Raw genomic sequence first — 24,669 nt, 5'->3', positions numbered from 1 at the left:
GTTGCCCCGCTCTGCGTGGGAATGCATCCTGGGATGCTCTGCGTCCCGCCCTACTCAAGGCTCACAGCTTTGCGGCATGGCGCTGGTGGCGCTCCATATAGCGCTCAACGTAGGAGCAGGACGGGATCACCGTATAACCGGCCTCTTCGGCGAACTTCAACGCTTCCTCGGTCAGCGCGGCAGCAATGCCACGGCCGCGCAATGCGTTGGGCACGAAGGTGCGATAGATATCCAGGGTCTGCTTCCCAAGGTCCATATAGGTCAGATAGGCACGATGACCGTCCACATTGGTCTCGAACTGATGACCAGCCTGGTCATGGTGGATGGACAACGCCTCGCTCATCACTACTCCTCGCGGGTCTTGGTTTCTGACCCCTACCTTACCGATGTTTTTCCGGCGAAGGAACATCTACGCCACCCGGTGCCGGTTTCGACAACGAGAAAAGCGGCCAGTGCCTTGCACTAGCGCTCACAACCAGCACAGGGAAATAGTAGGCGTCAATCGCACAATTGCTCAAGACGCGCTTGTCTTCCGTTGCGCTGGCGGACATAGAAAGGGCCAATCGAGATGCCTTACGTCGATGGCCTGAACATTGCCGGCAGTTGAAGCTTGAGACGAACACGCGCTCTTAAAGTCACCTCAACATGCACAAAAGATACCGAAGACCAGAAAGACAATCTGAACAATAGTGTCAGGGACGATATATAAAATGACTTATGTTTACATGGCTTAACACATGCCAGCCGGCCCTTTCAGGCTGGATCCAATCCTCGGCCGAGTGCAAAAATCTGGATATTTTTTATACAGACTCTGAAAAGATTAGCCAAAATAGATTGGGCGCGAGAATTTTTTTTGCTTCTTGCGCTACGTCAGTTTACTTACTACAAGTAATGGGTAGTATGTACGCCGGCTATTAGCTCACTCTGAGAAAGTAGCCATTTAATAGAAAGTCCTTGAAGGGGAACACGATGAACAACGTTCTGAAATTCTCTGCTCTGGCTCTGGCCGCAGTTCTGGCTACCGGTTGCAGCAGCGTCTCCAAAGAAACCGAAGCTCGTCTGACTGCAACTGAAGACGCAGCAGCTCGCTCCCAGGCTCGTGCAGACGAAGCCTATCGTAAAGCTGATGAAGCTCTGGCTGCTGCTCAAAAAGCACAACAGACTGCTGACGAAGCTAACGAGCGCGCTCTGCGCATGCTTGAAAAAGCAAGCCGCAAGTAATAATCCTCCGGGGTTGTTATCAAGCCGGTCCATTCTTGGATCGGCTTTTTTTTGCCCGCCATTTGGCTGGATTCCAGACAATAAAAAACCCGTCACCGCGCGAGGCGATAACGGGTTATGGATCGTGCAGGCTTATTGCTGCAGATCGACCGGCGTACTCGACACCATAGGCGCCCCGCCCGGCACGCCGATTTCCGTCGGGATACCGTCTTCAGCCGCCACGACGTCACGCACCTGGTCCCAGTTGACCCGCAGGTTGCTGGACAGGTCTTCACGCTTGAGCAAGGCGTTGATCACCGCAGTGTGCTTGTCGACGACCGATGGCGTGCCATCGTCGTTCAATGGCGTATGCGCTTCCAGGTAGACCTTGCCACCGGCTGCGCCGAACTTGTAGGCGTCGTTGATAATCCGCACCGACGTACCCACCGGCACCATGTCGGCCATTTCCAGCACGTTGTTGTTGAACATGCGGAAGCAGCCGTGACTGGTACGGGTACCGATGCCGAACTTCATGTTGGAACCGTGGATCAGGTAGCCCGGCGTGCCGAGGGTGAACTTGAAGGGCCCCAGCGGGTTGTCCGGGCCGGCCGGCACGACGTTGGGCAACGGGTCGCCATTGGCGGCGTGCTCGGCCTTGATCGAGGCTGGCGGGGTCCAGGTCGGGTTCGGGATCTTGCCCGTTATCGTGGTGTGAGCCACTGGCGAACCCCAGCCTTCACGGCCAATCCCCAACGGGAACGTGTACACCACGTTCTGGCCCTTGGGGTAGTAATAGAGCCGGTATTCCGCCAGGTTGATCACGATGCCTTCACGGGGGCCGGGCGGCAGGATGAAACGCGTCGGCAACACGATCTCGGTACCCGCTCCTGGCAACCAGGCATCGACGCCCGGGTTGGCCGCGACCATCTCCGAATAGCCCAGGTCGTAGGTGGTGCCCAGGTCAGCGAAGGTATCTTCGTACTTGGCCTTGATCACCTGGACCTGGCCAACGATATCTTCACCCGGTGGCGGCAAAGGCAACTGCAAGGCTGCAGCAGGACCAGCCGCGCAGAGTGCAGCAAGAGACAGGCAGCAGGTGACGGCGGAAAGGCGCGACAACATCCGGGAATTCCTTCGCAGATCGACGGGTTGTAAAAAATGGATTGTACACGGCTGCCCGGCGGGCACCCATATTCAAAGTTCGAAGCGCAGCTCTGGCCAGATCGGCGGTGTGCCGCGTTTTTGCGACTCGAGGATCGCCCGGCACAGGGGGCACAAACGCTGGTCCTGGAAGATCGAGCGATCCACCGACGACCAACGCGGCTGGGCGGGCAATAACGTACCGCAGAGCGTGCGGTCGATGGACCCGCCCAACTCCAATTGACGCGTCACCAGATGCACCCGGACTTCCTGGCAGGCGAACAGATCCAGCTGTTCGTCAGGCTCGATCAGTTGGTAGGCAAACAGTGACCAGGCAGGACGCGACATCGGGGGCTCCAAATCGGGGGGGCGCCACCTTAGCCGAAAGACCGCTGCTAGAAAAGCGTCATAGCAGTGGTTTTAGCGTTGGCCAGACATTTTCCAGCAACTTGCCCTGCGCGCCAACCGCCGGGTGCAATTGGTCAGCCTGCATCAGCTCGGGATGGCCGCCGATTCCTTCCAGGAAAAACGGTACCAGCGGGACGCTTTTCTCCTTGGCCAGCTCCCCGTAAACCTGCGCAAACGCGGTGGTGTATTTCGGGCCGTAATTAGGCGGTAACTGCATGCCCAGCAGCAGCACCTTGGCACCGCCGGCCTTGGACTGGTCAATCATCGATGCAAGATTTTGTTTCAATTGCGCGGGTGGCTGCCCACGCAGGCCGTCATTGCCGCCCAGCTCAATGATCACCAGGTCCGGCTTATGCTCTGCAAGCGCCGCCGGCAGCCGCGCCAGGCCTCCGGCACTGGTGTCACCGCTGATGGAGGCGTTGACCACTTTATCGTCGAAACCTTCGCTCTTGAGCCGTTGTCCCAACAGCGCTACCCACCCTTTGCTGGTATCCAGCCCGAAACCGGCACTGATACTATCCCCAACGATCAGGACTGTACCCGCCGCTGCGTTCTGGGCCATGCACATCAGGGCCAGGCCAGCACTCAAAAACCACATTCGCATTGGATTCTCCATGGGCGCAAGCATTCTCACCGCGCGAAACCTTAGCAAAGTGGTTCCCAGCGCGGAAGGTGAACTGACTATCCTGCACGAACTGAGCCTGGAACTGAACAAGGGCGATAGCCTGGCTATCGTCGGCGCCTCCGGTTCCGGCAAATCCACCCTCCTCGGCCTGCTGGCCGGCCTTGACCTGCCCAGCAGTGGCGAAGTCACCCTCGCCGGCCAAGCCCTGAGCACCCTCGACGAAGACCAGCGGGCACGCATCCGCGCCGAGCACGTGGGGTTTGTATTCCAGTCTTTCCAGTTGCTCGACAGCCTCAATGCCCTGGAAAACGTGATGCTGCCCCTGGAACTGGATGGCCGCAAGGACGCCCGCGAGCGTGCAAAGCACCTGCTGGAGCGTGTCGGCCTGGGCCAGCGCCTCACCCACTCACCGCGCCAACTCTCGGGCGGCGAACAGCAACGGGTAGCGATTGCCCGGGCGTTTGCCGCCGAACCGGACGTGCTGTTCGCCGATGAACCCACGGGCAACCTCGACAGCCACACTGGCGAGCGCATCAGCGACCTGTTGTTCGAACTCAACAAAGAAAGCGGCACGACCCTGGTGCTGGTGACCCATGACGAGCGCCTGGCCCACCGTTGCCGCCGCCTGATCCGTCTTGAAGCCGGCCTGATGGTCGCGCCCCTGGAGCCTTGATGGCACGCTTGCCCTTGTTGCGCCTGTTCAGCCTTGCCCTTCGACAGTTGCTGCGCGATGCCCGCGCCGGCGAACTGCGCGTGCTGTTCTTCGCCCTGCTGGTGGCCGTCGCTGCCAGCACCGCCATCGGTTACTTCGGTGCACGCCTGAACGGCGCGATGATGTTGCGTGCCACGGAATTCCTCGCGGCCGACCTGGTGCTGGAAGGCAGTTCACCCGCCCGCACCGAGCAAATCCAGAGTGGTACCGAGCTGGGATTGCAACACGCCAGGGTCGTGGAGTTCTCCAGTGTTATTGCCACCGACAACGGCATCCAGCTCTCCAGCATCAAGGCGGTCAACGACGAGTATCCGTTGCGCGGCGAGTTGAAGAGCGCCGCCGAGCCCTTCGGCAAGGAAACTCCCGGAGGTTCGCCCAGGCCCGGCGAAGCCTGGGTGGAAGCACGGTTGCTGACAGCGCTGGGGCTGAAAATCGGCGACAGCATCGACGTCGGCATGAAGACCCTGCGCCTGGCCCGCGTACTGACCTACGAGCCGGACCGCGCCGGCAACTTCTATAGCCTGACGCCCAGGGTGATGATCAACCTGGCCGATCTCGAGGCCACCGGCGTGGTGCAGCCCGGCAGTCGTGTGAGTTATCGCGACCTATGGCGCGCGCCCCAAGGCGGCACCGTACTGCAAACCTATCGCGACCTGATCAAGCCCGGCCTGGCTGCCAACCAGCGGCTGCAGGATGCGCGCGACGGCAACCAGCAGATCGGCGGCGCCTTGGGCAAGGCCGAACGTTACTTGAACATGGCCAGTCTGGTGGCGGTGCTGCTCTCCGGCGTGGCCGTGGCGCTCTCGGCCAACCGCTTCGCCAGCCGACGCTTTGATGCCAGTGCCTTGTTGCGCTGTCTCGGACTGTCCCGGCGCGAGACCATGTTGCTGTTCAGCCTGCAATTGACCGTGCTGGGCCTGCTGGCCAGCCTGACCGGCGCCCTGCTCGGCTGGCTGGCGCAATTGGGGTTGTTTGCGCTGCTGCATGACCTGCTGCCGGCGGACGTTCCACCCGGCGGGCTGTTGCCGGCCGTTGCCGGGATTGGCACCGGGCTGGTCGCTCTCGCCGGTTTCGCCCTGCCGCCGCTGGCCGCCCTGGGGCGAGTGCCACCGCTGCGGGTATTGCGACGCGACCTGCTGCCGATCCCTTCCAGTACGTGGATGGTCTACGGCGCCGCACTCTTCGCCCTGGGCCTGATCATGTGGCGCTTGAGCCTCGACCTGGTGCTGACCTTCGCCCTGCTGGGTGGCGGCGTGATTGCCGCGCTGGTTCTCGGCGGCCTGCTCCTGCTGCTGTTGCAAAGCCTGCGTCGCCTGCTGGCACGGGCTTCCCTGCCCTGGCGCCTGGGGTTGGGCCAGTTGCTGCGTCACCCCTTGGCGGCGGCGGGCCAGTCCCTCGCATTCGGGCTGATCCTATTGTCCATGGGACTGATCGCATTGCTGCGGGGCGAATTGCTGGACACCTGGCAAAACCAGTTGCCCAAGGACGCCCCCAACTATTTCGCCCTGAACATCCTGCCTGCCGACAAAGACACCTTCGGCGCACACCTGCTGGAATTGCAGGCACAGTCTGCTCCGTTGTATCCGGTGGTGCCGGGACGCTTGATCAGCATCAATGGCGCTCCGGTGCAGGAGATCGTCAGCAAGGATTCCAGCGGCGATCGCGCAGTGCAGCGAGACTTGAGCCTGACCTGGGCCGCCGACCTGCCACCGGGCAACAAGCTGACAGCGGGCTCCTGGTGGACGGCGCAACCGACCGACGAAATTCCCGGCGTTTCGGTGGAGGCCAAGGTCGCTGACAGCCTGAAACTCAAGCTCAACGATCACCTGGTGTTTACCGTCGGCGGGGAAAACCGTGAAGCGCGGGTCACCAGCCTGCGGGAAATCAACTGGGACAACTTCCAGCCCAACTTCTTCATGATCTTCCAGCCCGGCACCCTGAAGGACCTGCCGGCCACCTACCTGACCAGCTTCTACCTCGCACCCGGCCATGACCAACAGATCGTTGACCTGTCCCGGGCTTTCCCGGCGGTGACCATCCTGCAGGTGGAGGCACTGCTGGAACAACTGCGCAGCATCCTGGCCCAGGTCACCCTGGCGGTGGAGTACGTGCTGCTGTTTGTCCTGGCGGCGGGGATGGCAGTGTTGTTCTCCGGGCTCCAGGCAACCCTCGATGAGCGGATTCGCCAGGGCGCGCTGCTGCGGGCGCTGGGGGCTGAGCGCAAGTTGCTGGTCAAGGCCCGGCGTATCGAGTTCGGGTTGTTGGGCGCAGTCAGCGGGCTGTTGGCAGCGCTGGGCACCGAACTGGTGACACTGGTGCTGTACCGCTACGCGTTCGACCTGACCTGGCACCCGCATCCGTGGCTATTGCTGCTGCCGGTGATCGGCGCCGTGCTGATCGGCAGCGCTGGCGTGTTCGGCACCCGCCGTGCACTGAATGCCAGCCCGTTGACGGTGCTGCGCGAGGGCTGAAAACGCAGATGGCCCGCACGCGTTCATGCGTACGGGCCATCCGTTGTCACTTCACATATTCGATAGCGGTGATCCACCAGCACACTTCGCCACTCGGGGTCTGCACGAGCGCCTCGTCATCCACTTCCTTGCGCAACAGTGCCCGGGCCATGGGTGAGTCGATGGAAATGTAGTCCATACGCTCATAGATCTCATCGTATCCCACGATGCGAAACCGCTTGGTCTCGCCCTGTTCGTTTTCAATCTCTACCCAGGCGCCGAAAAACACCTTCCCTTCCTGCTCGGGCATGTACTCGACCACACGCATGTCTTCCAGGCGCTTGCGCAAATAACGCACCCGGCGATCAATTTCCCGCAGCAGCTTCTTGTTGTACTGATAGTCGGCGTTTTCGCTCCGGTCTCCCAGGGAGGCGGCCCACGTGACTTTACGGGTGGTATCAGGACGCTTTTCTCGCCACAGGTAATCAAGCTCCTTTTTCAGGGCTTCATGACCTTCTTTGGTAATCAGCTTGGTACTCAAAAGCTCTACATCCCCTGGAAGTTTGCATTTTTCCGACCCACTGCCGCATCAGGCACAACGTATTTAACGCCCGATGTCGACGGTGGGGGTCGATGATAAATGAACTCGGGAAAGTAGCCAGACCCACCGGCGGATTCGGGCAACGACGCGTATCAGTCAGCCTCCGTCTGGATCGGGCCGCATTCAGGCTGGCTGCGCCCGTTCTCGCCAAGCCATGCAAGTGACTCATCCAGGGATTGAAGCGTAACCCTCAGGTTGTCCCGCAGGACAGGCAACTGGAGCAGCGCAGCCGTCAGCTGTTGCTCTTTGAGGCGCACCGCAAGGTCACGGTCATGCAACTGGGCTTCCTGGCTCTCCAGGTAGCGCGCACGCTCGTCCATTCGACGCTGCTCTGTCTGGTTCAGCGCCGAGCTGCCAGCCAGATGCTCCTCCCGAACGGCCAGCGTGCGGGCCAACTGTTCCAGGGACGTTTCCTTTTCGGCAATCCTTTCGGCACTGCGTTGACTCTCCTGCTCAATGTCCGCCTTTTCCTGGTTCAGTTCGAGGCGTAACTGCTCAAGCGCTTCCTCTTGCTTGAGCACACTGAGCTTTTGCTGCGACAGTTCTTGCGCCAATCGGGAAAGATTGGCCAGCGTATCTTCCACTTCAAACAACGAGGCAGACTCGTGCCGGGCAGGCACGGGCAGTGGCGCCTGGGAGACCGGTTCAGGATGTCGGACCGTCGGAGTCTGCGCGGGTGCAGCGACAGCAGGCGCCTCGACCGGTGCCTGTGGTGGCGCCTCAACGAGTGGCTCGGATATCTCGAACGCCCCCTCGGGTGCCTGCGGCACCGGCTCGCGCAATGACTGTGCAGGCTCGGAAGGATCCAGGGACCTTGGGGGAGACACCATTCTTGAGGAAAAACGAATCGACGGCACGATCAACGTGTTGCTTTCAATGGCGGGCAAACCGGGCGCCGACGTTCCCAGGGTAATCACCTTCATCACCAGGGATTTCTTGATCGTCAACGAGTGATGATCTTCAGGCCTCGCCGGGGGTAACTTACAACCTTTCAAATCAACAAAATGATAGGGAATCTGAGTCTCGCCGCTGCTTGCGGCTTTTCCCCCGGGCGCAGCCGCAAGCGTCAGGATTTGCTTGAATACATGGGTCGCTATTTGCAAGTCTTCTTTGGAGTCTATCGCCCCCAGGAAGTAACGTTCGGACTTTTTACGCAACGCTGCGATGTATACCCGTGAACTACCAGGCTCTGTCTCTTCATCCAGGCTATAGGCAAGAAAGTTTGAAGAGATCTGCGCCACCGCAAAACCACAAAGCAGTGCACCGTTGACCGGCGCATCATGCCCGGACTGTTCAAGAACAAGGGTACGTAGAAGCAGCATGACGATCAGGCTCCATTTAAAATTGGCGTAACACTCAAAAAACGCCAAACAGACAACAACAGTAATTAAAGCATCAAACGCATAACAATTGTTTCAGCGAGCCATCGCCTGACATGTAGGACTTATCTTATTTAGGCCACTCAGCGTTTCCAAGAGCGTTTATTGAACGTACCATTTTTTAACAGCCCGATACCGGAAGTGCCTCAATAAAAAAGATGTCGCGCTTTGACTTTTCGAACATTCACAACCTGCTGTTCATGCAGGTTAATCCAGCCTTGCCATATCCATTCAGTAGAAAAGCATAATGATCGAGATAACGAGCCTGACAAAAAACATGGGCGGGAAAAACATTATCCATGACGTCTCATTCAGCGCCCAATCCCAGGAATGCCTGGGGCTGTTTGGAAATGACGGTGCGGGAAAAACAACGATTATCAAAATGATCGCAGGCTCGACTACTCCCTCTTCAGGCCATGTAAAAATATTCGGTAACGATATCGCCCTGAATGCATTCCAGGCAAAGAAAGTCACCGGCTACCAGCCAGAGCGACTCTTGAGCCATGGTGCAATGAGCGTAAAGGCCTTTCTCGGTTTCATTGCCGAAATACGCGGATTCCGCGGCGCGGAAAAACGCAAGATGATTGACCGCGCGGTCGCACGACTTGAGCTTTGGCGCATACTCAAAAGCCCGGTGGAAACCCTCACGGCAGGGTTGAAACGCAGGGTAGCCATCGCCCAGGCAATCCTGCATGACCCCAGCCTGCTGTTGCTCGATGAGCCAACAGATGGTCTGAATGCCGACCAGAAACACAAAGTCAGAATGCTCATCAAGTCGCTTAGCGACGAGATGACGATCATTGTCGCATCCCGTGCGCCGGAAGAACTGACCGGTATTTGTACCCGCGCACTGGTAATAGCCGACGGCCGATTGGTGGCAGACACTTCGGTGCCCGAACTGCAGCGCAGCTCCCGTCATCACCAGGCGGTCACCCTTGCTGCCGACACACCGCTGGACCTTTTGGCCCTGGCGGTATTACCCGGGGTCGCCGGCATCGAGGAAGACCGCGAGACCCCGGGCACAGTGACTGTACTCGCCCTGCCGGGGCAAATCATTTACCCCCACATCAACGCACTGATCACCAATCGCCGCTGGAAGCTCAATGCCCTGAACCTGGAGGCCGGGCGCCTGGATGACGTTGTTCACCATATGAGCCAGGAGGCATCGATTTGAAACTTCTACCCGTCATATTCAAGCGTCAACTTGTCAGTTATTTTTCGGCTCCCGTCACTTATCTGAGCACAGCAGCTTTCCTGACGGCCGCGGCGGTCTCTGGCATCCATACCACCCGGCTTCTTGAACTCGGCAGCGTTGACTTGCAGGGTTTCTTCCAACTGCACCCATGGCTCTATTTAATGTTGACACCTGTTCTTTGCACTCGCCTTTGGGCAGACGAGCACACCACGGGCGCCATGGAGTTCCTGAAAACCCTGCCCGTCACTGGTTTCGAAATAGTCGTCGGGAAGTTCCTGGCGGCCTGGATTGTTTCCGGCCTGGCGTTGCTATTGACCTTTCCAATAGTTATCACGGTCAATTATTTTGGAAATCCGGACAACACGGTTATTGCGTCACAATACCTGGCAAGTTGGATATTGGCCGGCAGTTATCTATCAGTCGGTTGTTTTATTTGCACACTGACCCACCATCGCGCCGTCATATTCACGGTAACACTGTGCTTGCTCCTGACCGCCAGCGGGCTGTCATCCATTATTGATGCCATTGAACGTCAGGTACCGATATGGCTCATTGACCGTGTTCTTTCCCTGAGCCCCTCTGTGCGTTTTGACGCCATTGACCAAGGAGTACTGGCTCTTCAAGACAGTTTGTACTTCATCAGTATGATCATCGCCTTTCTTGGCGCGACGGTCATTGCCCTGAATGCAAGGAACGGTTGAGAAGGACACATCACGATGAAAACGCGACTAAGTGCCAGCCTCACAATTATCACGCTCCTGTTACTGTTTCTCGCTTTTAACCTGGTCTGGGCACTGAAACTTCCAAATCCACGGCTGGATTTTTCGGAACAGAACATCCATACACTTTCCGATCCTGTACAGACCTTGCTCGATTCGTTGGAAGGGCCGGTCGATCTGTACTTCTTCAATTCAAGCAACCCAGCACACAAAGCCAACGCCGTTGAAAGCTACGCTAAACGGGTCGAGCTATTGCTCAAGGAATATGAAAAAGCCGCAAAGGGCAAAATCAACCTGCACCTCATCAACCCCACCCCTTTTTCTGAAGATGAATACAAAGCCAGGTTACTGGGACTTGACGAACAACAGGGATTCTTCGGCCTCGTGGGTACCAGCGCGGGCCATGCGCCCCATAGCATCCCGTCATTCAGCCCGGACCGGGAGTCACTGCTGGAGTATGAAATCAGCCATTTGATTCATAAGGTGATCCACCCCGAGCAACCCGTCATGGGCGTGATCTCCCGGCTGCCAATCAACGGTGAGCGGGATGAACGCAACGGCGTTAAGACGCCGCCCTGGCAGGTGTTGCAGGAGATCCGTCGCCAGTTCAACGTGGTGAGCCTGGAGCCGGGTATCGCGCAAATTCCTGAACACGTCAAAACCCTGATGGTGGTTCATCCCGGCAACCTGCCTGACCAAACCCTTTTCGCAATAGACCAGTTTGTATTGGGCGCAGGCAAGTTGATGATGTTTATCGACCCGCTTGTCGGGCTGGACACCAGCGTCACCACCCCGGAAAACCCCAGGCTGGAAGCATTGCTGTCCGCCTGGGGCATCCAGATGCCCGCGAACAAGGTGATCGCCGATCGCGACTATGCCACTTCGGTGATCCTGACCACAGGCCAGCCGCCTGTGCGCCATCCCGCGGCACTGACCTTGCCCCGCCAGGCGATGGCACAGGATGACATCAGCACCTGGAAACTTCACAACGTCAACGTCTTGAGCAGCGGCGCCCTGGCCCCTGCCAAGAGAAGCCGCATGACGTTCACCCCGCTGCTGCAAAGCTCCGCGCACGCCGCGCTGTTCGAGACAGAGCGCTTCGCCCTGCCAGCGCAGCTCAATTCACTGATCAATGAGACAACCGCTCGCGCTCAACAACAGGTGATCGCCGCACGCGTCGAAGGGCCCGCCTATTCCGCCTTTCCTGACGGCATCAGTGGGCATAACGCCGGCTTGCAAAAGGCTGCGAACATCCATGTGGTCGTGGTCGCCGACACTGACCTGCTCAGCGATCGTGTGTCTGGAATGCTCCCGAAGCATCGCGCGGCGGGTGGCCCGTTGTCAGATAACGCGATGTTTGTATTGAACACCCTGGATAACCTGGCAGCGCCCGATGCACTGATGAACATCCGCCCCCGCACAGGCGGTGCTCGATCACTGCAGGTGCTGCAGGCAATGCGCGAAGACGCAGCCCTGGCTTACGGTGAGAAGTCCGCCGAACTGGCGCAACGCCTGGAACAAACGGAAAAGGAATGGCAACTGCTCAACCCCCGGACAATTTCCCCGGGCCCCCAGGCGGCAACCTCCAACACACTGCTGCAAGCGCTCAACAAGGAGCGGTTGCGAATCCCCATGGAAATTCACGCGCTGAAGGTCCAGTCCTACGCCGAGGTTCACGCCCTGGAACGCAAAGTGAAACTGCTCAATATCTTGCCTGTACCGCTGATACTGTGCCTGATTGCGGGGGGTATTCTCGTGTCGCGTCGCCGTCGCCGGCACCTGACTTCAGCAGCATTCTACTGAGGGCTCAACGCCGGGCGATCAGTCCTTGCCGGGCAATGCGGGTCAGTTGGCGTATCACTTCGCCCGCGTCGCTGGCACTGGGCGCCTGAATGACGGCCAGGTCGAAGCTGTTGGACGCAAAGCGTGCAAGGGAGTCGCCGTCTTCGACAAACTGGATCAGAAAGGCCGAAGGCCGCCCCGTGCGGCGCGGCCAGCCATCCAGATAGCGCAGCAACGTCGGCTGATGCTTGCCGCCCAAGAGGATTTTCGGATTGCGTTGGGTCAGGTCCGCGGTGATCGGGGCCAGGCGTATGAGGGGGCGTAGTGCATTCATTGTGTCGTGTCTCTGCCTCAAAAGTCTGCGGGCAGGTGAGAGGCAACACCGAACCAGCGCTTTAGCGGAATTTCGAAGCGGGCCCAGGGCTCTGGCTTCTGTCGGGACTGTGATCAGTCACCGGTGGCGCCCCGCAATTAGCTGTTTAAATCGGCGCATGGGCAACATCCTAGAGAAGCCTGTAGGGCGGTGTCAAGAATCCCGAGCAACGAAAAGGCCCGCACTGGGCGGGCCTTTTAAGGGGGGGTTGCGGTATCAGTGAGTGATGGCGCGGTCTGCGGACAATTTGCCCGCACCTTCCAACAACACTGCCAGCGTACCGCCCAGCAGCGCCAGGGCGAACTCGTAGCCGTTGTTGGCCATGAACAAACCGTTATGGATATGCACCGAGAAAATCGCCACCAGGGAAATGATCGACAGGCCCAGAGCCGCTGGCCGCGCCAGCAAGCCAATGATCAGCGCCAGCCCGGCGAAGAACTCGGTACCACCGGACAGCACCGCCATCAGGGTGCCCGGGGCCAGGCCGATACTTTCCATCCACTGGGCAGTGCCCGCCAGGCCGCCGCCGCCAAACCAGCCAAAGAGCTTTTGCGAACCGTGGGCGGCGAAGATGATCCCGACAAAAATTCGCAGGACAGTCAGGCCGTAGCCGGCGCGGGTCGAGAGGATGCGGGTGATCAATGGGCTCATGCTGATAATCCTTTTCAAGGTAGGGGTTGGGTTGGCCGCTATATTAATCAGTTTAAACAATGATAAAAGCCGATAAAGCGGCTAATAATGATCGAATTAATAGATTATTTCCGTGAGGCAACCCGTGGCGCTGCGGGTTCCAACGACTCCCGTTCCCGATCAAACGCCAGGTAATACTTGTTCACGCTATTAACATAGCTGACGCCGCTCATTCCCACCTGCTCCATGGCAATGCGCTCGACCTGGAAAAACCATTGGTTTGGGTTAAGCCCCCGCCGCCGCGCTTCGGCACGCATTCCCTGGACCCGCTCGGGCCCCATGTTGTAGGCCGCCAGCACAAACGCCATGCGCTCGCGCTCGTTGAGCTTTGGGCTTGAGAAGAACTTGCGCCGGATCATCGCCAGGTATCGCGCGCCGGCCTGCACATTGCTGTCCAGGCTTTCGATGTTGTTCACCCCAACCCGCTGTGCCGCCGACGGGGTGATCTGCATCAATCCGGTGGGGCCGCCGCTGCTTCGAGCGCCGGGATCGAGGGCCGATTCCTTGAACGCCAACGCGGCCAGGTTCAGCCAGTCCATGCCCTGCTCGCGGGCATGCTTTTGCAGCACCGGGCGCAGTTTTTCCAGGCGCTGGCGGTCAGCACGGGCCAGTGGATAACGCACTTGGTACAGGCGGCGATAAATGCGCTGGAACGCCACGTCCTGATCGGACGGCGTGTGGTAAGTCTTGAGGAAGCGATCAATGCTGGCTCGCAGCATCGAGGCATCCTGGCGCACAAACCAATACTCTTCGCCCGGCTCGCTGATCGCTACTTGCCGGTCAAACCGCAGCTTGGGCAGGATCTTCGCCCAGCGCTCGGCAATTGGTCGCTCGACAATGGTCAGGTGGAAAATCCCGGCCTGGACCATCTCCAGCACGTCTTCCACCGCCAGGCTGGGATCGACCCACTCCACCTTCACCGGCGGCAACTTGTGCAGCGCCAGCTTCTGGTTGACCTGATTGATCGCGTCCGACGCAGCGCTGCCGGTGGTCAAGGCCAGCGTGCGCCCGGACAATTGCTCGAGTTTGGTAAACCGCCGCTCACCCTTGAGCCCTACCAGCCACAGCGGCACGTCGCTGGCAATCGGGTCACTGGTGGCAATCTTGTGGGCGGCCTTCATATCCAGTAATTCGCCGGGGGCGACCAGGTCACCCTCACCGCGCGCCAACGCGCCGATCAACTGGTCCTTGGCCTTGGGAATAATCTTGAGGCTGATCTCCTCACCGTCACGGGCATGGCCGTTGAGGTATTGCTCGAAAGCGCGCAGGCGGTGGTATTCAACACCGATGGCCTGGCCCTGGACTTCGCCGGAACTGTTACGGCTCTGGTTGACCAGCACTCGCAAGGTGCGGCTGCTGCGGATCTGCGCGAGGTCCCGGACCTTGCCGGGCTTGGTGACTTCCAGCGGCCCGTCCAGACGCGCAACCGCCGCCATGGGCAGCAGTAACGTCAGGCACAACACAAGCAACGCCGAGGGTCGGATCATCCGCTCTCCGGAAGAAAGAATACTGCCCATTGCTTCGCGAAAAACGAGGCGTTGGGGGACAGAAACAGAGCGCCATGAGCGCAGGCTTTGGGCGCAAGGGTGGCACGGCAGATGGCGACAAACCAAACACGGTGTTACTTGCGACTTTCAAAGACAGCTTTAACTCGTTGTAGTTCTTGGCTTTTCTTATAAATCTACAGCTCTGATATGCTTTCCGACCGCAGGCGGAGGTAGCACCATGCAACTCATTGATATCGGCGTCAACCTGACGAACCCAAGTTTCGACGAAAAGCACCAGGCCGTTCTCGACCGCGCCTACGCCGCCGGGGTGAGCCAATTGGTGCTCACCGGCACCAGTGTCGACGGCAGTGAACAGGCCCTGGAACTGTGCCAGCAGCTGGACGAAAGCGGCCAACGCCTGTTCGCCACCGCCGGTATCCACCCCCACTCCGCCAGTGACTGGAACGCCGAGAGCGCCAAGCGCCTGCGCGGTCTGCTCAAGGAAAGCCGTGTACGGGCGGTGGGTGAATGCGGGCTGGATTTCAACCGGGATTTCTCGCCGCGCCCCCAGCAGGAAAAAGTCCTCGAAGAACACCTGGCCCTGGCCGTGGAATTGAAACTCCCGGTTTTTCTTCATGAACGTGACGCCAACCAGCGCCTGTTGGAAATCCTGCGGGACTACCGTGATCACCTGTCGGCCGCCGTGGTGCACTGCTTCACCGGCGAGCAGCGCGCGCTGTTCAGCTACCTCGACCTGGACCTGCACATCGGCATCACCGGCTGGATCTGCGATGAGCGCCGTGGGACGCACCTGCATCCGCTGGTCAGGGAAATTCCCCGGGGCCGTCTGATGCTGGAAAGCGACGCGCCCTACCTGCTGCCCCGCACCTTGCGGCCCAAGCCCAAACACGGTCGCAACGAACCCGCCTATTTGCCGGAAGTCCTGCGGGAAGTCGCCCTGCACCGTGAAGAAACCGTGGAAGACCTGGCGCAACACAGCACGGCCTGCGCCCGTGCCTTTTTTGGATTGCCTGTGCCGGATTGACGCGGCGCATTGACCCATATCAAAACCTGCCGGGCCGATAGCGGCACAATAATGGCACCTTGCCAATACTGTTTCCGCTATCAGAGAAAACCTTCCATGGGTGCCTGGCTTAGCAACATCTCACTGAAGTACAAATTCTGGGCCGTGAACGCGGTCGCCTTCATCACCACCCTGTTGCTGGTGCTGTACGCCGTGCAGCTCGAACAACAGGCTCGCAGCCAAGCCTCCCAGGCTTCGGCGCAAGCCCAGGCGCGCTTGCTCAGTGCCTGGCCCGCCAGCCAACCGCTGCCCAAGGGCGAGCACTGGCTGACCTATGCCAAGGGCAAAGCCCCACAACTGGGCGACGAGAATCTGTCAGCCCTGGCCACCGCCAGTGGCTGGGTGGATTTCAATCACATGCCGTTGTTCGGCGAAAACCCGCTGATGGGCGCCGAAGTGATCACCCGCGCCGACGGCCAGCAGGTCGCCGTCCTGGCCTACGGACCCAGCTTGAGCCAAGTCTTCGAAGACCGTTTCGCCAACTACGCCGTGGCGGTGATGATTCTGATGCTGGCCATGCTCGGCGCCTCACAGCTGCTGATCCGCTTTCTGCTCAGCCAGCTCAATACCTTGAAAGACGTGATGCTGCACGTCGAAAAAACCGGCGACCTCTCGGCCCGCGTGCCCTTGGCTTGTAAAGACGAAGTCGGGCAGATGGCCAGTGCCTTTAACGCGATGCAGGCGGGTTATCAACGGGTGGTCAACACCGTCGCGCGCACCGCCAGGCAACTGGACGACGGCGCCGCACGCCTGGCCAGCAGCATGAACGAGGTGCAACACGGCATGCTCGGCCAGCAAAGCGAAACCGACCAGGCCGCCACCGCCATCAACGAGATGACCGCCACCGTCCACCACATCGCCCAGCACGCCGGCGCCACCCGCGACCTGTCCCAGACCGCCGACACCCTCGCCGGCAGCGGCCAGGAGGTGGTCAGCCGGGTGCAGCGCTCGATTGCCGGGCTGTCCACCGGCGTGCAGCAGACCGCTGAAATGATCCAGAAACTGGCCGAGGACAGCCAGAAAATCAACAGCGTGGTCGGGGTGATTCACAGCATCGCCGAACAGACCAACCTGCTGGCCCTCAACGCCGCCATTGAAGCCGCCCGCGCCGGCGAAATGGGCCGGGGTTTTGCCGTGGTGGCCGACGAAGTGCGCAACCTGGCCAAGCGGGTGCAAAGCTCCACCGATGAAATCACCCGCATGGTGTCCGCCCTGCAAGCCGGCACCCGGGACGCGGTGGACTTTATGCAGGAAAGCTCGTTCAAGGCCGACGACTGCGTGCAACAGGCGCAAGAGGCCGGGATCGCCCTCGCTGAAATCACCGGCGCCGTGGCGCAGATGCGCGAGAGCAATACGCAGATTGCCGTGGCGGCCGAACAGCAAAGCCATGTGGCCGAGGAAATGAATCGAGCCGTTGTGAGCATCCGTGACGTCACCGAGAACACCGTGCAACAAACCGTGGACTCGGCGACCACCAGCAATGAGCTGGCAACCCTGGCCGGGGAACTGAGCAAGGCCATCGGACAGTTGAAGCTGTAAACCATAAGTGGATGGCTATGGCGCCCATAGCCATCCTTGATTCGCCGCCCCGCCCCGCCCCGACCTAAACTCTGCTCAAGATGTTTCAACGGACAGAGGAATCACGATCATGGGCAAACGTCATCCAAATCTCCCCGCCTGGCAATGGCGCACTCACCCGCAGAATCATCAGCACGCGACCAATCAAGTGTTGCAGTTGCTGGCGCTGCCGCTGCTGGTGATCGGCTTTCTGCTGATGGTGTCCGGAGTGTTCAGCGAGAACCTGGCGAGCGTCGCGATCGGGGTTGTCGGCATTGTTGCCGCGCTGGCATTGCAGCATCACGGTCGCAGCCTGGAGGCACGCGCCAGCGATGCCTCCAACGATCAACACCTGTTGGTCTGAGGGCTCAGGCGAACACCACCACCGACTGGCGGCTGATAGCGATCAACTGGCCGTCGGGGCTCCACAGCTGCGCAGCCGCATGGCCGTAGCCGTCGCGGGCATGCTCGATGTGGACCCGGTATTGGCACCAGTCCAGGGTACTGAGGGTTTGCAACGGCTGGACGAATTCGATGGTCCAGGTCAGGGTGCTACCCGGTGCGGGTTGGGTCAGGTGCGGCAACACCGACGGTGGCCACGCATCCACCAGCGCGAGGATATGCGCCTCGGTCAGCGGTTCTTCTTTCACATCGCCACGCAAGCGCACCCAACCGCCCATCTCACGGGATTTATTGCCGGTGAATGGGAGGCCGCCGACGCTCCAGCGCATCGCCAGGTGCCGCATGAATTCCGGTGTCACCCCTTTGACGTAGGGCAGCTCCTGGCACTCATCCCAGTGTTTGAAGGTGGGCGCCGGTTCAGCGGCGACGTCGATTTGCGACGGCCGCGACGCGCCAAAACTGGCCTGCACCAGGGTCATCGTTTCACCGTTCTGCACCACACGGCCCAGCAACTGGCTGACAGCCTTGCCTTCGCGCAGCACTTCGACTTCGTAGCGGGCAGACACATCCGGCGCCACCGGGCCGACAAAGGTAATCGCCAGCGAACGCAACGGGCGATCCGCCGGGACCTGCGCACGCAGGGCCTCGTACGCCAATGCCACGACCAGGCCGCCGAACGTGGCACGGCCCTGGGCCCATTCGGCCGGGATCGAAACGTCCAGCGGGTGGTTGCGGGCAGCGTCGAGCAAATCACTGAAGCGCATGGCGATCTCAACTTGAAAAAAGAATTGAGGGATCTTAACCACCCGGCCTGCGCCATACAGCGCCTATTCCAGCCAAAAGTCCGGACAGATAGGCCGCAGGTTCAAGCGAAGCAGTCGGCGTTCAGTTTATCCAGCACACGGTCCGCCTGCCCTTCAGCCTCGGCCATGGTGCGGTGCCAGCCGGATACGCACGGCTGCAAATCAGGTTCGTGCCCGGCTTGCGCCAGCCATTGCCAGCAGTCGTGCCAATCGCCGAGGGCGCCTTGGGCGGCCTTGAGACGGGACACCGCTTTGCGGGGCAGCTTATCCAGCTCGGGATAAGCCTCGGCCGCATAACGCACACGCTTGATCAACAGGCGCAGACGATGGCGGTCATGGTTGGGATCGTGCAACGCGTCGCCGAGTTTTTTCCATTGCTTGGCCAGGCGTTTTTCAATGCGGGTGCGCAAGCCCTTGAGCAATTTCTGCCGTTGGGATGCGCGGATAAAGCGGGGGAATGCTTCGAGGATCAACAGCAGTTGCGCCAGCTCCGGCCCTTGTGCCACCGAGCGGTAGGTGGCTGGCTGCTGCCGCATACGCCGCTCAGCTGCTTCGTGATGGCCATGCTGGTGGAGGTACGCCGCCAACACTTCACGGTCGCGAAACGGCGTGGTCAGTTGGCCCACGGCACTGGCGGCCTGTTCGAGCTGCTCGACGCCGGGCAACCCGCGCAATGGCCGCAACAGGCTGCGCAACCGCCGCACCGTGGTGCGCAGATCGTGCAGGGCCTCGTCGTCCGTGACGGCGGCGAGGCGCGCCTGGCAGCTCAGTAACCCTACTTCCAGGCCGATGACCTGAGCGACTAGCTGATCTACCAACGCTGCCATGCCTGTTTCCCCTGTTGAAGAACGGGCGCCTGCTTGGGCAAACGCCACACAACACTATCGACTACCTTTCCTTGGCACCCTGATCAGGATCAACGTCCTGCGCGCGACTCACGAATATAGAAACGCGCTTTCTCGGCCTTTTCCGAGCAACCTTCAAAGGCTTCGAACTGCTGCTGGGTCTTGGCGCCAGTCAACAACGACAGAGCCTTGGAGTAACTCACAGTACCGGCAAAACCTTCGGCCTTGGCCAGGTCCAGTTCGTGCCACGCAGCGTCCAGTTGCGTGCCGCAGCTGTCGCGATAAGCAGTTTTCCCGGCACAACCGGCCAGGGCCAACACGATCACAGGTACACACATCCAGGCTTTCATCAAATGACACCTCAAGAAAAGAAAAAACAGTCACTGGTGTAGACGTTGCCTACACCGAAAAGTGCCTTATCCGACTGCCTGAATCCGCAGTGCCGATTGCCAGAGCATACCCGAGCCCAATGGCTCCCTCGCGAAAATATTCGGTTGTGACCGTGATGATTGAAGCCCGACCCTCGATGGGTGCATTGTGGGCACCTGTTTTGCGAAGGATCAGGTCATGAAGAAACGTGTTGCATTGGTGCTGGGCTCCGGTGGCGCCCGGGGCTACGCCCATATCGGCGTGATCGAGGAAATCGAAAAACGCGGCTATGACATCGCCTGCATCGCCGGCTGCTCCATGGGTGCGGTGGTGGGCGGGATCTATGCCGCGGGCAAGCTGGACGAGTATCGAAACTGGATCGAAAGCCTCGACTACCTGGACGTACTGCGCCTGGTGGACGTGAGCTTTCGCCTGGGGGCGATTCGTGGCGAAAAGGTGTTCGGGCAGATCCGCAAGATTGTCGGCGAGATCAATATCGAAGACCTGCGCATTCCCTACACCGCCGTGGCCACCGACCTCACCAACCAGCAGGAAATCTGGTTCCAGGAAGGCTGCCTGCACCAGGCCATGCGGGCCTCGGCGGCGATTCCCAGCCTGTTCACCCCGGTGATGCAGGGCAACCGCATGCTGGTGGACGGCGGCCTGCTGAACCCGCTGCCGATCGTGCCGGTGGTGTCCAGCCATTGCGACCTGATCATTGCGGTCAACCTCAACTCCACCAACCAGAAGCAGTACAAGCTTCCGGTGATCCAGCGTCCACCGGCGTTCAGGAGCCGCTTCGACAACCTGGTGCGCTCACTGGGTTCGCACTTGCCGTTTCGCCGCAAGCAGGCCGAGCAGTTGTTGATGCTGGAACAGGAAGCGCTGCTGGCCCAGGCCGCCGATATCAACCCTTGGCTGGACTCTGCCGAACCCGAGGCACAACAACCGGCGGCCGCCCCGGAAGAGGCCGGCGCGCCAAAGTCGGCGACCGGCTCGTTCATCATCGATAACGTGGGGCCCGCGTCGCTGCTGGACTTGATCAACCAGAGTTTCGAGGTGATGCAGACGTCGCTGGCGCAGTACAAGATCGCCGGGTATCCGCCGGATATTTTGATCAACGTGCCGAAGCGGGTATGCCGGTTTTTCGAGTTCTACAAGGCGCCGGAGTTGATCGCGCTGGGCCGGGAGATCGCCAGCGATACGCTGGACCGGTATGAGAGCGAGCAGCACTGAAGTTTGATGAGCAGTGCTTTTGTGGCGAGGGAGCTTGCTCCCGTTGGAGTGCGAAGCGCTCCCAGGATTTTGGGACTGCTGCGCAGCCCAGCGGGAGCAAGCTCCCTCGCCACAGGTTAAGCACCACCCTTAAGCTTCGGTGTTCAACAACCGATAGCCCACCCCGGCCTCAGTCACGATAAACCGTGGCTGGGTCGGATCATCTACCAGTTTCTGGCGCAGATGCCCCACCACAATCCGCAGGTAGTGGCTGTCTTCGGTATGGGTCGGGCCCCAGATATCCTTGAGCAGTTGCTGCTGGGTAATCACCCGCCCGGGATGGCGGGCCAGTTGCGCCAGCACCGCGTATTCCTTGCGGGTCAGCGCCACTTCGACACCGTCCAGCAACACCCGCCGATAGGCCAGGTCTACGGTCAACGGGCCAAAACGCAATGCCGCTTCCTGGGCCTCCCCCGCCGGCGCCTGGCGCAACAATGCCCGTACCCGCGCAAGAAACTCCTGGATGCCAAACGGCTTGGTCACATAGTCATTGGCGCCGTTATCCAGCGCCTCGACCTTTTGCACTTCACTGGCTCGCACCGACAGCACCAGCACCGGCACCGTAGACCATTCACGAAACTCGCGCAGCACCTGCTGGCCGTCCATGTCCGGCAGGCCGAGGTCGAGTACCAGCAGGTCCGGTTTACTCAAGGCGGCCTGGGCCAGGCCTTCGTTGCCGGTGCCGGCCTCGATCACTTTGTAGCCCTGGGAGGCCAGGCTGATACGCAAGAACTTGCGGATCTGCGGTTCGTCGTCAATGACCAAAATCGTCGCAGTCTGGCTCATGGTGTCCAATCAAAATCCGTGAAAAAAAGAGGGTAGCTCAAGGTTCGCTTTCCAGGCCAGGCTGGGCCTGCAATGGCAGGAATAAAGTGATGCAGGTGCCGCGGCCTTCGATGCCGTCGGCCACGCTGATATGCCCGCCGTGCGCACCGACCATGCCCTGACAGATCGCCAGGCCGAGACCGGTACCCTGCCCGCCCCGGTCGCCGCGGGCGGCGGTGTAGAACATGTCGAAAATCTTCGCGCGCTCCGCCTCGGGAATACCCGGGCCTTCATCGGCAACGGCAAAGAACAATTGATTACCCTGCACGCCAGCACTGAGTTGCAGGCGGCCTTGTGGCGGCGAAAAGCGTGCGGCGTTTTCCAGTACGTTGACCAGTGCCTGCTCGATCAAGGCGGCGTGCACGTAGAGCAATGGCAGCTCGGACGGCACATCAGTGGTCACTTGCAGCGGCGCCAGCACCGCACGCAAACGGCCCAGGGAGCTGCCGACGATGTCGCCGGGCGAGACCCAATCCCGCGCCAGCTTCAGGGCGCCGTGGCCCAGGCGGGTCATGTCCAGCAGGTTCTGGATGTAGCGATCCAGGCGCTCGGCTTCATCACGGGTACCTTCCAGCAACTCCCGGCGGTCTTCCAGGGGAATCGCCTCGCCGAGGGCCAGCAAGCTGTCGATGCTGCCACGCATGGAGGTCAGCGGTGTGCGCAAATCGTGAGACACGGAGGCCAGCAAGGCGCTGCGCAATTGCTCGGTTTCGCCATGCAAGCGTGCCGCTTCCAGTTCCTGGCCGAGCTGCGCACGGGCCAAAGCTTGGGCCAATGGCTGACTCAAGGCGGTGAGCAGACGACGGCGTTGGCCGCTCAGTTCAAGCCCGGCTTTCGGGCTGACACCCAGCAGGCCCAACGGGCCTTCTTCGCCGGACAAAGGCCACCACCACCAGCGCCCGAACGGCAAGGTGCCGGTGCCCATGCCGGCCGGTTGATCGTGCTGCCAGGCCCAATCGGCGGCGGCGCGCTCGGCTTCGGTGAAGGTGATCGGGCCACCGGTCTCGACCTTCCAGTCACCCTGACCGTCGCGGTTGAGCAGGCACAATTGCAGGTCGCTCCAGCCTTCCAGGTGATGCGCGGCGGCACTGATCACCGCCTGGCGATCAGTAGCGGCGGTGAGCTTGCGGGACAGGTCGAGCAACTCGGTGGTTTCTTCCTGGGTATCGCGCAACGCCTGCAACTGCCGACGCTGGCGCGCGGCCAGGTTGCCGGTGAGCGCGGCCATCAGCAGGAAGAACAACAGCGTCAGCACGTCCTCTTCACGCTGGATCGCGAAGGAAAAACTGGGCGGGATAAACAGGAAGTCGTAGGTCAAAAACGAGAGTGCCGCCGTGGCCAGCGCCGGGCCCAGGCTGCTGCGCACCGCCACCAGCAATACCGCCGCGAGGAACACCAGCGAGATATTGGGCAACGGCAGAACGCTCGATACTCCCCACGCCACGGCAGCGGCGATGACCGTCGCGACCACGGCCAGGGCATAGTCAAACCACACCAGCCCACGCACATCCGGCAGGCGCGGCGGGGCCGGGACCTCGTCGCTGTCGAGGACGTTGATTTCCAGGCCCCGGGCATTGCGCAGCAAGCGTGAGGCCAGGCCACCACCAAACACGGTGCGATGCCAACGCGGCCGGGACTGCCCCACCAGGATCAAGCTGGCGCGACGCTCGGCGGCGTGCTGGATCAGCGTCTTCGCCACCTCACCCGCCCGCAGCAACACCACTTCACCACCAAGGCGCTCGGCCAGTTGCTGAGCGTTTTGCAGGCGCAGGCGCGATTGTTCATCCCGCACCCGGCCGTTATCCACATGCACCAGGCTCCACGGCAAATGCCGACGCTGGGCCACGCGGCTGGCGTGACGCACGAGGCGTTCAGCCTGGGCATCGCCATCCACGCCCACCAACAACCGGCCACGCACGGCGGGTGCGGCCTGGCCCAGTTGGCGGTAACCCTGGGCCAGGTCATCGTCGACGTGGGCCGCAGCGGTTTGCATTGCCAGTTCGCGCAAGGCCATGAGGTTGGTCTGGGTGAAGAACGCATCGATGGCGGCACGAGCCTGTTCCGGCACGTAGACCTTGCCGTCCCGCAGGCGCTCCAGCAGTTCGCGGGATGGCAGGTCGATCAGCAGCAGTTCGTCGGCTTCCTGCAAGACCCAGTCGGGCAAGGTCTCGCGCACTTGTACGCCGGTGATGCCGCGCACCTGGTCGTTGAGACTTTCCAGGTGCTGGACGTTGACGGTGGTGAAGACGTTGATGCCGGCGGCGAGCAATTCCTGGATGTCTTGCCAGCGTTTTTCGTGGCGGCTGCCGGGGGCGTTGCTGTGGGCCAACTCGTCCACCAGCACCAGTTTGGGCTTGGCGGCGAGCAGGCCGTCGAGGTCCATTTCTTCCAGCACCACGCCGCGGTATTCGGAGCGCAGCAGCGGCTGTTGTGGCAGGCCGCTGAGCAAGGCTTCAGTCTCGGCGCGGCCGTGGGTTTCCACCACGCCGGCGATCAGCCGCACACCCTGGCGCAGTTGGGTGTGGGCGGCCTGAAGCATGGCGTAGGTCTTGCCCACGCCGGGGGCGGCGCCGAGGAAGACTTTGAGCCGGCCACGGCCGTCCCGGGGTAGATCGGCTAACAGGGCATCGGCGCGGCCGGAGTCGCTCATGCGGGCGGTCTTCCTTCAGGTGTTGATGTGGTGATTGTGATGCCGTCATCGCGGGCAAGCCCGGCTCTCACATTGGAGTGCATTTCCCTGTGGGAGCC

23 protein-coding genes and 1 pseudogene are annotated in these 24,669 nt (G+C 60.7%); 10 read left to right on the top strand and 14 right to left on the bottom strand.

Annotated elements, in window-relative coordinates; genetic code table 11:
- Positions 1-61 precede the first annotated feature (61 nt).
- A complete protein-coding gene (locus tag LIY45_RS02820) occupies positions 62-343 on the bottom strand; it encodes a GNAT family N-acetyltransferase (RefSeq protein ID WP_003189869.1) in 282 nt (93 codons plus the stop codon).
- 626 nt (positions 344-969) lie between these two features.
- Here LIY45_RS02820 and oprI point away from each other — a divergent pair.
- On the top strand, positions 970-1,221 hold the full coding sequence (gene oprI / locus LIY45_RS02815; RefSeq protein ID WP_003172710.1) for an outer membrane lipoprotei OprI: 252 nt from the start codon (positions 970-972) through the stop codon (positions 1,219-1,221).
- A gap of 132 nt (positions 1,222-1,353) precedes the next feature.
- Here oprI and LIY45_RS02810 read toward each other — a convergent pair whose 3' ends face one another.
- The 3 genes from LIY45_RS02810 to LIY45_RS02800 form a co-directional block, all read right to left on the bottom strand.
- Positions 1,354-2,322 (bottom strand): L,D-transpeptidase family protein, encoded by a 969-nt coding sequence (locus tag LIY45_RS02810; RefSeq protein ID WP_017477366.1) that lies wholly within the window; start codon positions 2,320-2,322, stop codon positions 1,354-1,356.
- Positions 2,323-2,394: 72 nt separating this feature from the next.
- Complete coding sequence (locus LIY45_RS02805; protein ID WP_003218723.1) at positions 2,395-2,688, bottom strand: hypothetical protein; 294 nt, start codon at positions 2,686-2,688, stop codon at positions 2,395-2,397.
- 58 nt (positions 2,689-2,746) lie between these two features.
- Positions 2,747-3,352 (bottom strand): arylesterase, encoded by a 606-nt coding sequence (locus LIY45_RS02800; RefSeq protein WP_226475238.1) that lies wholly within the window; start codon positions 3,350-3,352, stop codon positions 2,747-2,749.
- Between the two features lie 10 nt (positions 3,353-3,362).
- On the opposite strand from LIY45_RS02800, the gene LIY45_RS02795 reads away from it, so the two are divergent.
- Entirely contained in the window at positions 3,363-4,046 is a 684-nt protein-coding gene (locus LIY45_RS02795; RefSeq protein WP_003218726.1) for an ABC transporter ATP-binding protein, read from the top strand.
- Positions 4,046-6,556: an ABC transporter permease gene (locus LIY45_RS02790; protein WP_226475237.1), complete on the top strand. Its 2,511-nt coding sequence runs from the start codon at positions 4,046-4,048 to the stop codon at positions 6,554-6,556. Before LIY45_RS02795 ends, LIY45_RS02790 begins: the two co-directional genes overlap by 1 nt.
- Positions 6,557-6,602: 46 nt before the next feature.
- Here the strand turns inward: LIY45_RS02790 and greB are convergent, their stop codons facing one another.
- The gene (greB, locus tag LIY45_RS02785; protein WP_008437752.1) at positions 6,603-7,076 is read right to left on the bottom strand and encodes a transcription elongation factor GreB; all 474 of its coding nucleotides are present in this window, start codon (positions 7,074-7,076) and stop codon (positions 6,603-6,605) included.
- Between the two features lie 152 nt (positions 7,077-7,228).
- Positions 7,229-8,458 (bottom strand): hypothetical protein, encoded by a 1,230-nt coding sequence (locus tag LIY45_RS02780; protein WP_226475236.1) that lies wholly within the window; start codon positions 8,456-8,458, stop codon positions 7,229-7,231.
- Positions 8,459-8,762: 304 nt separating this feature from the next.
- Here LIY45_RS02780 and LIY45_RS02775 point away from each other — a divergent pair, with 304 nt between their 5' ends.
- Genes LIY45_RS02775 through LIY45_RS02765 form a run of 3 tightly spaced genes read left to right on the top strand, consistent with a single transcriptional unit; the run spans position 8,763 to position 12,232 of the window.
- Complete coding sequence (locus LIY45_RS02775) at positions 8,763-9,689, top strand: ABC transporter ATP-binding protein (protein WP_226475235.1); 927 nt, start codon at positions 8,763-8,765, stop codon at positions 9,687-9,689.
- Complete coding sequence (locus LIY45_RS02770) at positions 9,686-10,411, top strand: ABC transporter permease subunit (RefSeq protein ID WP_226475234.1); 726 nt, start codon at positions 9,686-9,688, stop codon at positions 10,409-10,411. Before LIY45_RS02775 ends, LIY45_RS02770 begins: the two co-directional genes overlap by 4 nt.
- Before the next feature lie 15 nt (positions 10,412-10,426).
- Positions 10,427-12,232 carry a Gldg family protein gene (locus tag LIY45_RS02765; protein ID WP_226475233.1) on the top strand — a complete coding sequence of 602 codons (1,806 nt, stop codon included), beginning with the start codon at positions 10,427-10,429 and terminating at the stop codon, positions 12,230-12,232.
- Positions 12,233-12,236: 4 nt separating this feature from the next.
- On the opposite strand, the gene LIY45_RS02760 is transcribed toward LIY45_RS02765, so the two are convergent.
- The 3 genes from LIY45_RS02760 to LIY45_RS02750 all read right to left on the bottom strand — a co-directional run bounded on the left by LIY45_RS02760 (position 12,237) and on the right by LIY45_RS02750 (position 14,761).
- Positions 12,237-12,545, bottom strand: a complete 309-nt coding sequence (locus LIY45_RS02760) for a hypothetical protein (protein ID WP_003218736.1) — start codon at positions 12,543-12,545, stop codon at positions 12,237-12,239.
- Between the two features lie 255 nt (positions 12,546-12,800).
- A complete protein-coding gene (locus LIY45_RS02755) occupies positions 12,801-13,235 on the bottom strand; it encodes a DoxX family protein (protein WP_003218737.1) in 435 nt (144 codons plus the stop codon).
- 104 nt (positions 13,236-13,339) lie between these two features.
- On the bottom strand, positions 13,340-14,761 hold the full coding sequence (locus LIY45_RS02750; RefSeq protein ID WP_017477356.1) for a transglycosylase SLT domain-containing protein: 1,422 nt from the start codon (positions 14,759-14,761) through the stop codon (positions 13,340-13,342).
- A gap of 238 nt (positions 14,762-14,999) precedes the next feature.
- Between LIY45_RS02750 and LIY45_RS02745 the strand changes: the two genes are divergently transcribed.
- The 3 genes and pseudogenes from LIY45_RS02745 to LIY45_RS02735 form a co-directional block, all read left to right on the top strand.
- Positions 15,000-15,806: a TatD family hydrolase gene (locus tag LIY45_RS02745; RefSeq protein WP_226475232.1), complete on the top strand. Its 807-nt coding sequence runs from the start codon at positions 15,000-15,002 to the stop codon at positions 15,804-15,806.
- 96 nt (positions 15,807-15,902) lie between these two features.
- The gene (locus tag LIY45_RS02740; RefSeq protein WP_226475231.1) at positions 15,903-17,384 is read left to right on the top strand and encodes a methyl-accepting chemotaxis protein; all 1,482 of its coding nucleotides are present in this window, start codon (positions 15,903-15,905) and stop codon (positions 17,382-17,384) included.
- A 109-nt stretch (positions 17,385-17,493) separates the two neighbouring features.
- Positions 17,494-17,748, top strand: a pseudogene (locus LIY45_RS02735) (terminase); the annotation flags it as partial.
- A gap of 22 nt (positions 17,749-17,770) precedes the next feature.
- On the opposite strand, the gene LIY45_RS02730 reads toward LIY45_RS02735, so the two are convergent.
- The 3 genes from LIY45_RS02730 to LIY45_RS02720 all read right to left on the bottom strand — a co-directional run bounded on the left by LIY45_RS02730 (position 17,771) and on the right by LIY45_RS02720 (position 19,802).
- Positions 17,771-18,568 carry a thioesterase family protein gene (locus LIY45_RS02730; protein ID WP_226475230.1) on the bottom strand — a complete coding sequence of 266 codons (798 nt, stop codon included), beginning with the start codon at positions 18,566-18,568 and terminating at the stop codon, positions 17,771-17,773.
- Positions 18,569-18,669: 101 nt separating this feature from the next.
- The gene (locus LIY45_RS02725; RefSeq protein ID WP_226475229.1) at positions 18,670-19,434 is read right to left on the bottom strand and encodes a CHAD domain-containing protein; all 765 of its coding nucleotides are present in this window, start codon (positions 19,432-19,434) and stop codon (positions 18,670-18,672) included.
- Positions 19,435-19,523: 89 nt separating this feature from the next.
- A complete protein-coding gene (locus LIY45_RS02720) occupies positions 19,524-19,802 on the bottom strand; it encodes a hypothetical protein (protein WP_017477350.1) in 279 nt (92 codons plus the stop codon).
- A gap of 217 nt (positions 19,803-20,019) precedes the next feature.
- Here LIY45_RS02720 and LIY45_RS02715 point away from each other — a divergent pair, with 217 nt between their 5' ends.
- A complete protein-coding gene (locus LIY45_RS02715; protein ID WP_017477349.1) occupies positions 20,020-21,057 on the top strand; it encodes a patatin-like phospholipase family protein in 1,038 nt (345 codons plus the stop codon).
- A 129-nt stretch (positions 21,058-21,186) separates the two neighbouring features.
- Here LIY45_RS02715 and LIY45_RS02710 read toward each other — a convergent pair whose 3' ends face one another.
- Both LIY45_RS02710 and LIY45_RS02705 read right to left on the bottom strand, forming a co-directional pair.
- On the bottom strand, positions 21,187-21,882 hold the full coding sequence (locus LIY45_RS02710) for a response regulator (RefSeq protein WP_017477348.1): 696 nt from the start codon (positions 21,880-21,882) through the stop codon (positions 21,187-21,189).
- A gap of 37 nt (positions 21,883-21,919) precedes the next feature.
- Positions 21,920-24,571 (bottom strand): sensor histidine kinase KdpD, encoded by a 2,652-nt coding sequence (locus tag LIY45_RS02705; RefSeq protein WP_017477347.1) that lies wholly within the window; start codon positions 24,569-24,571, stop codon positions 21,920-21,922.
- Positions 24,572-24,669 lie beyond the last annotated feature (98 nt).

Source organism: Pseudomonas sp. MWU16-30323, assembly GCF_020515595.1.
Taxonomy (GTDB): Bacteria; Pseudomonadota; Gammaproteobacteria; order Pseudomonadales; family Pseudomonadaceae; genus Aquipseudomonas; species Aquipseudomonas yamanorum.
This window is presented reverse-complemented; position numbering and strand designations above follow the sequence as displayed.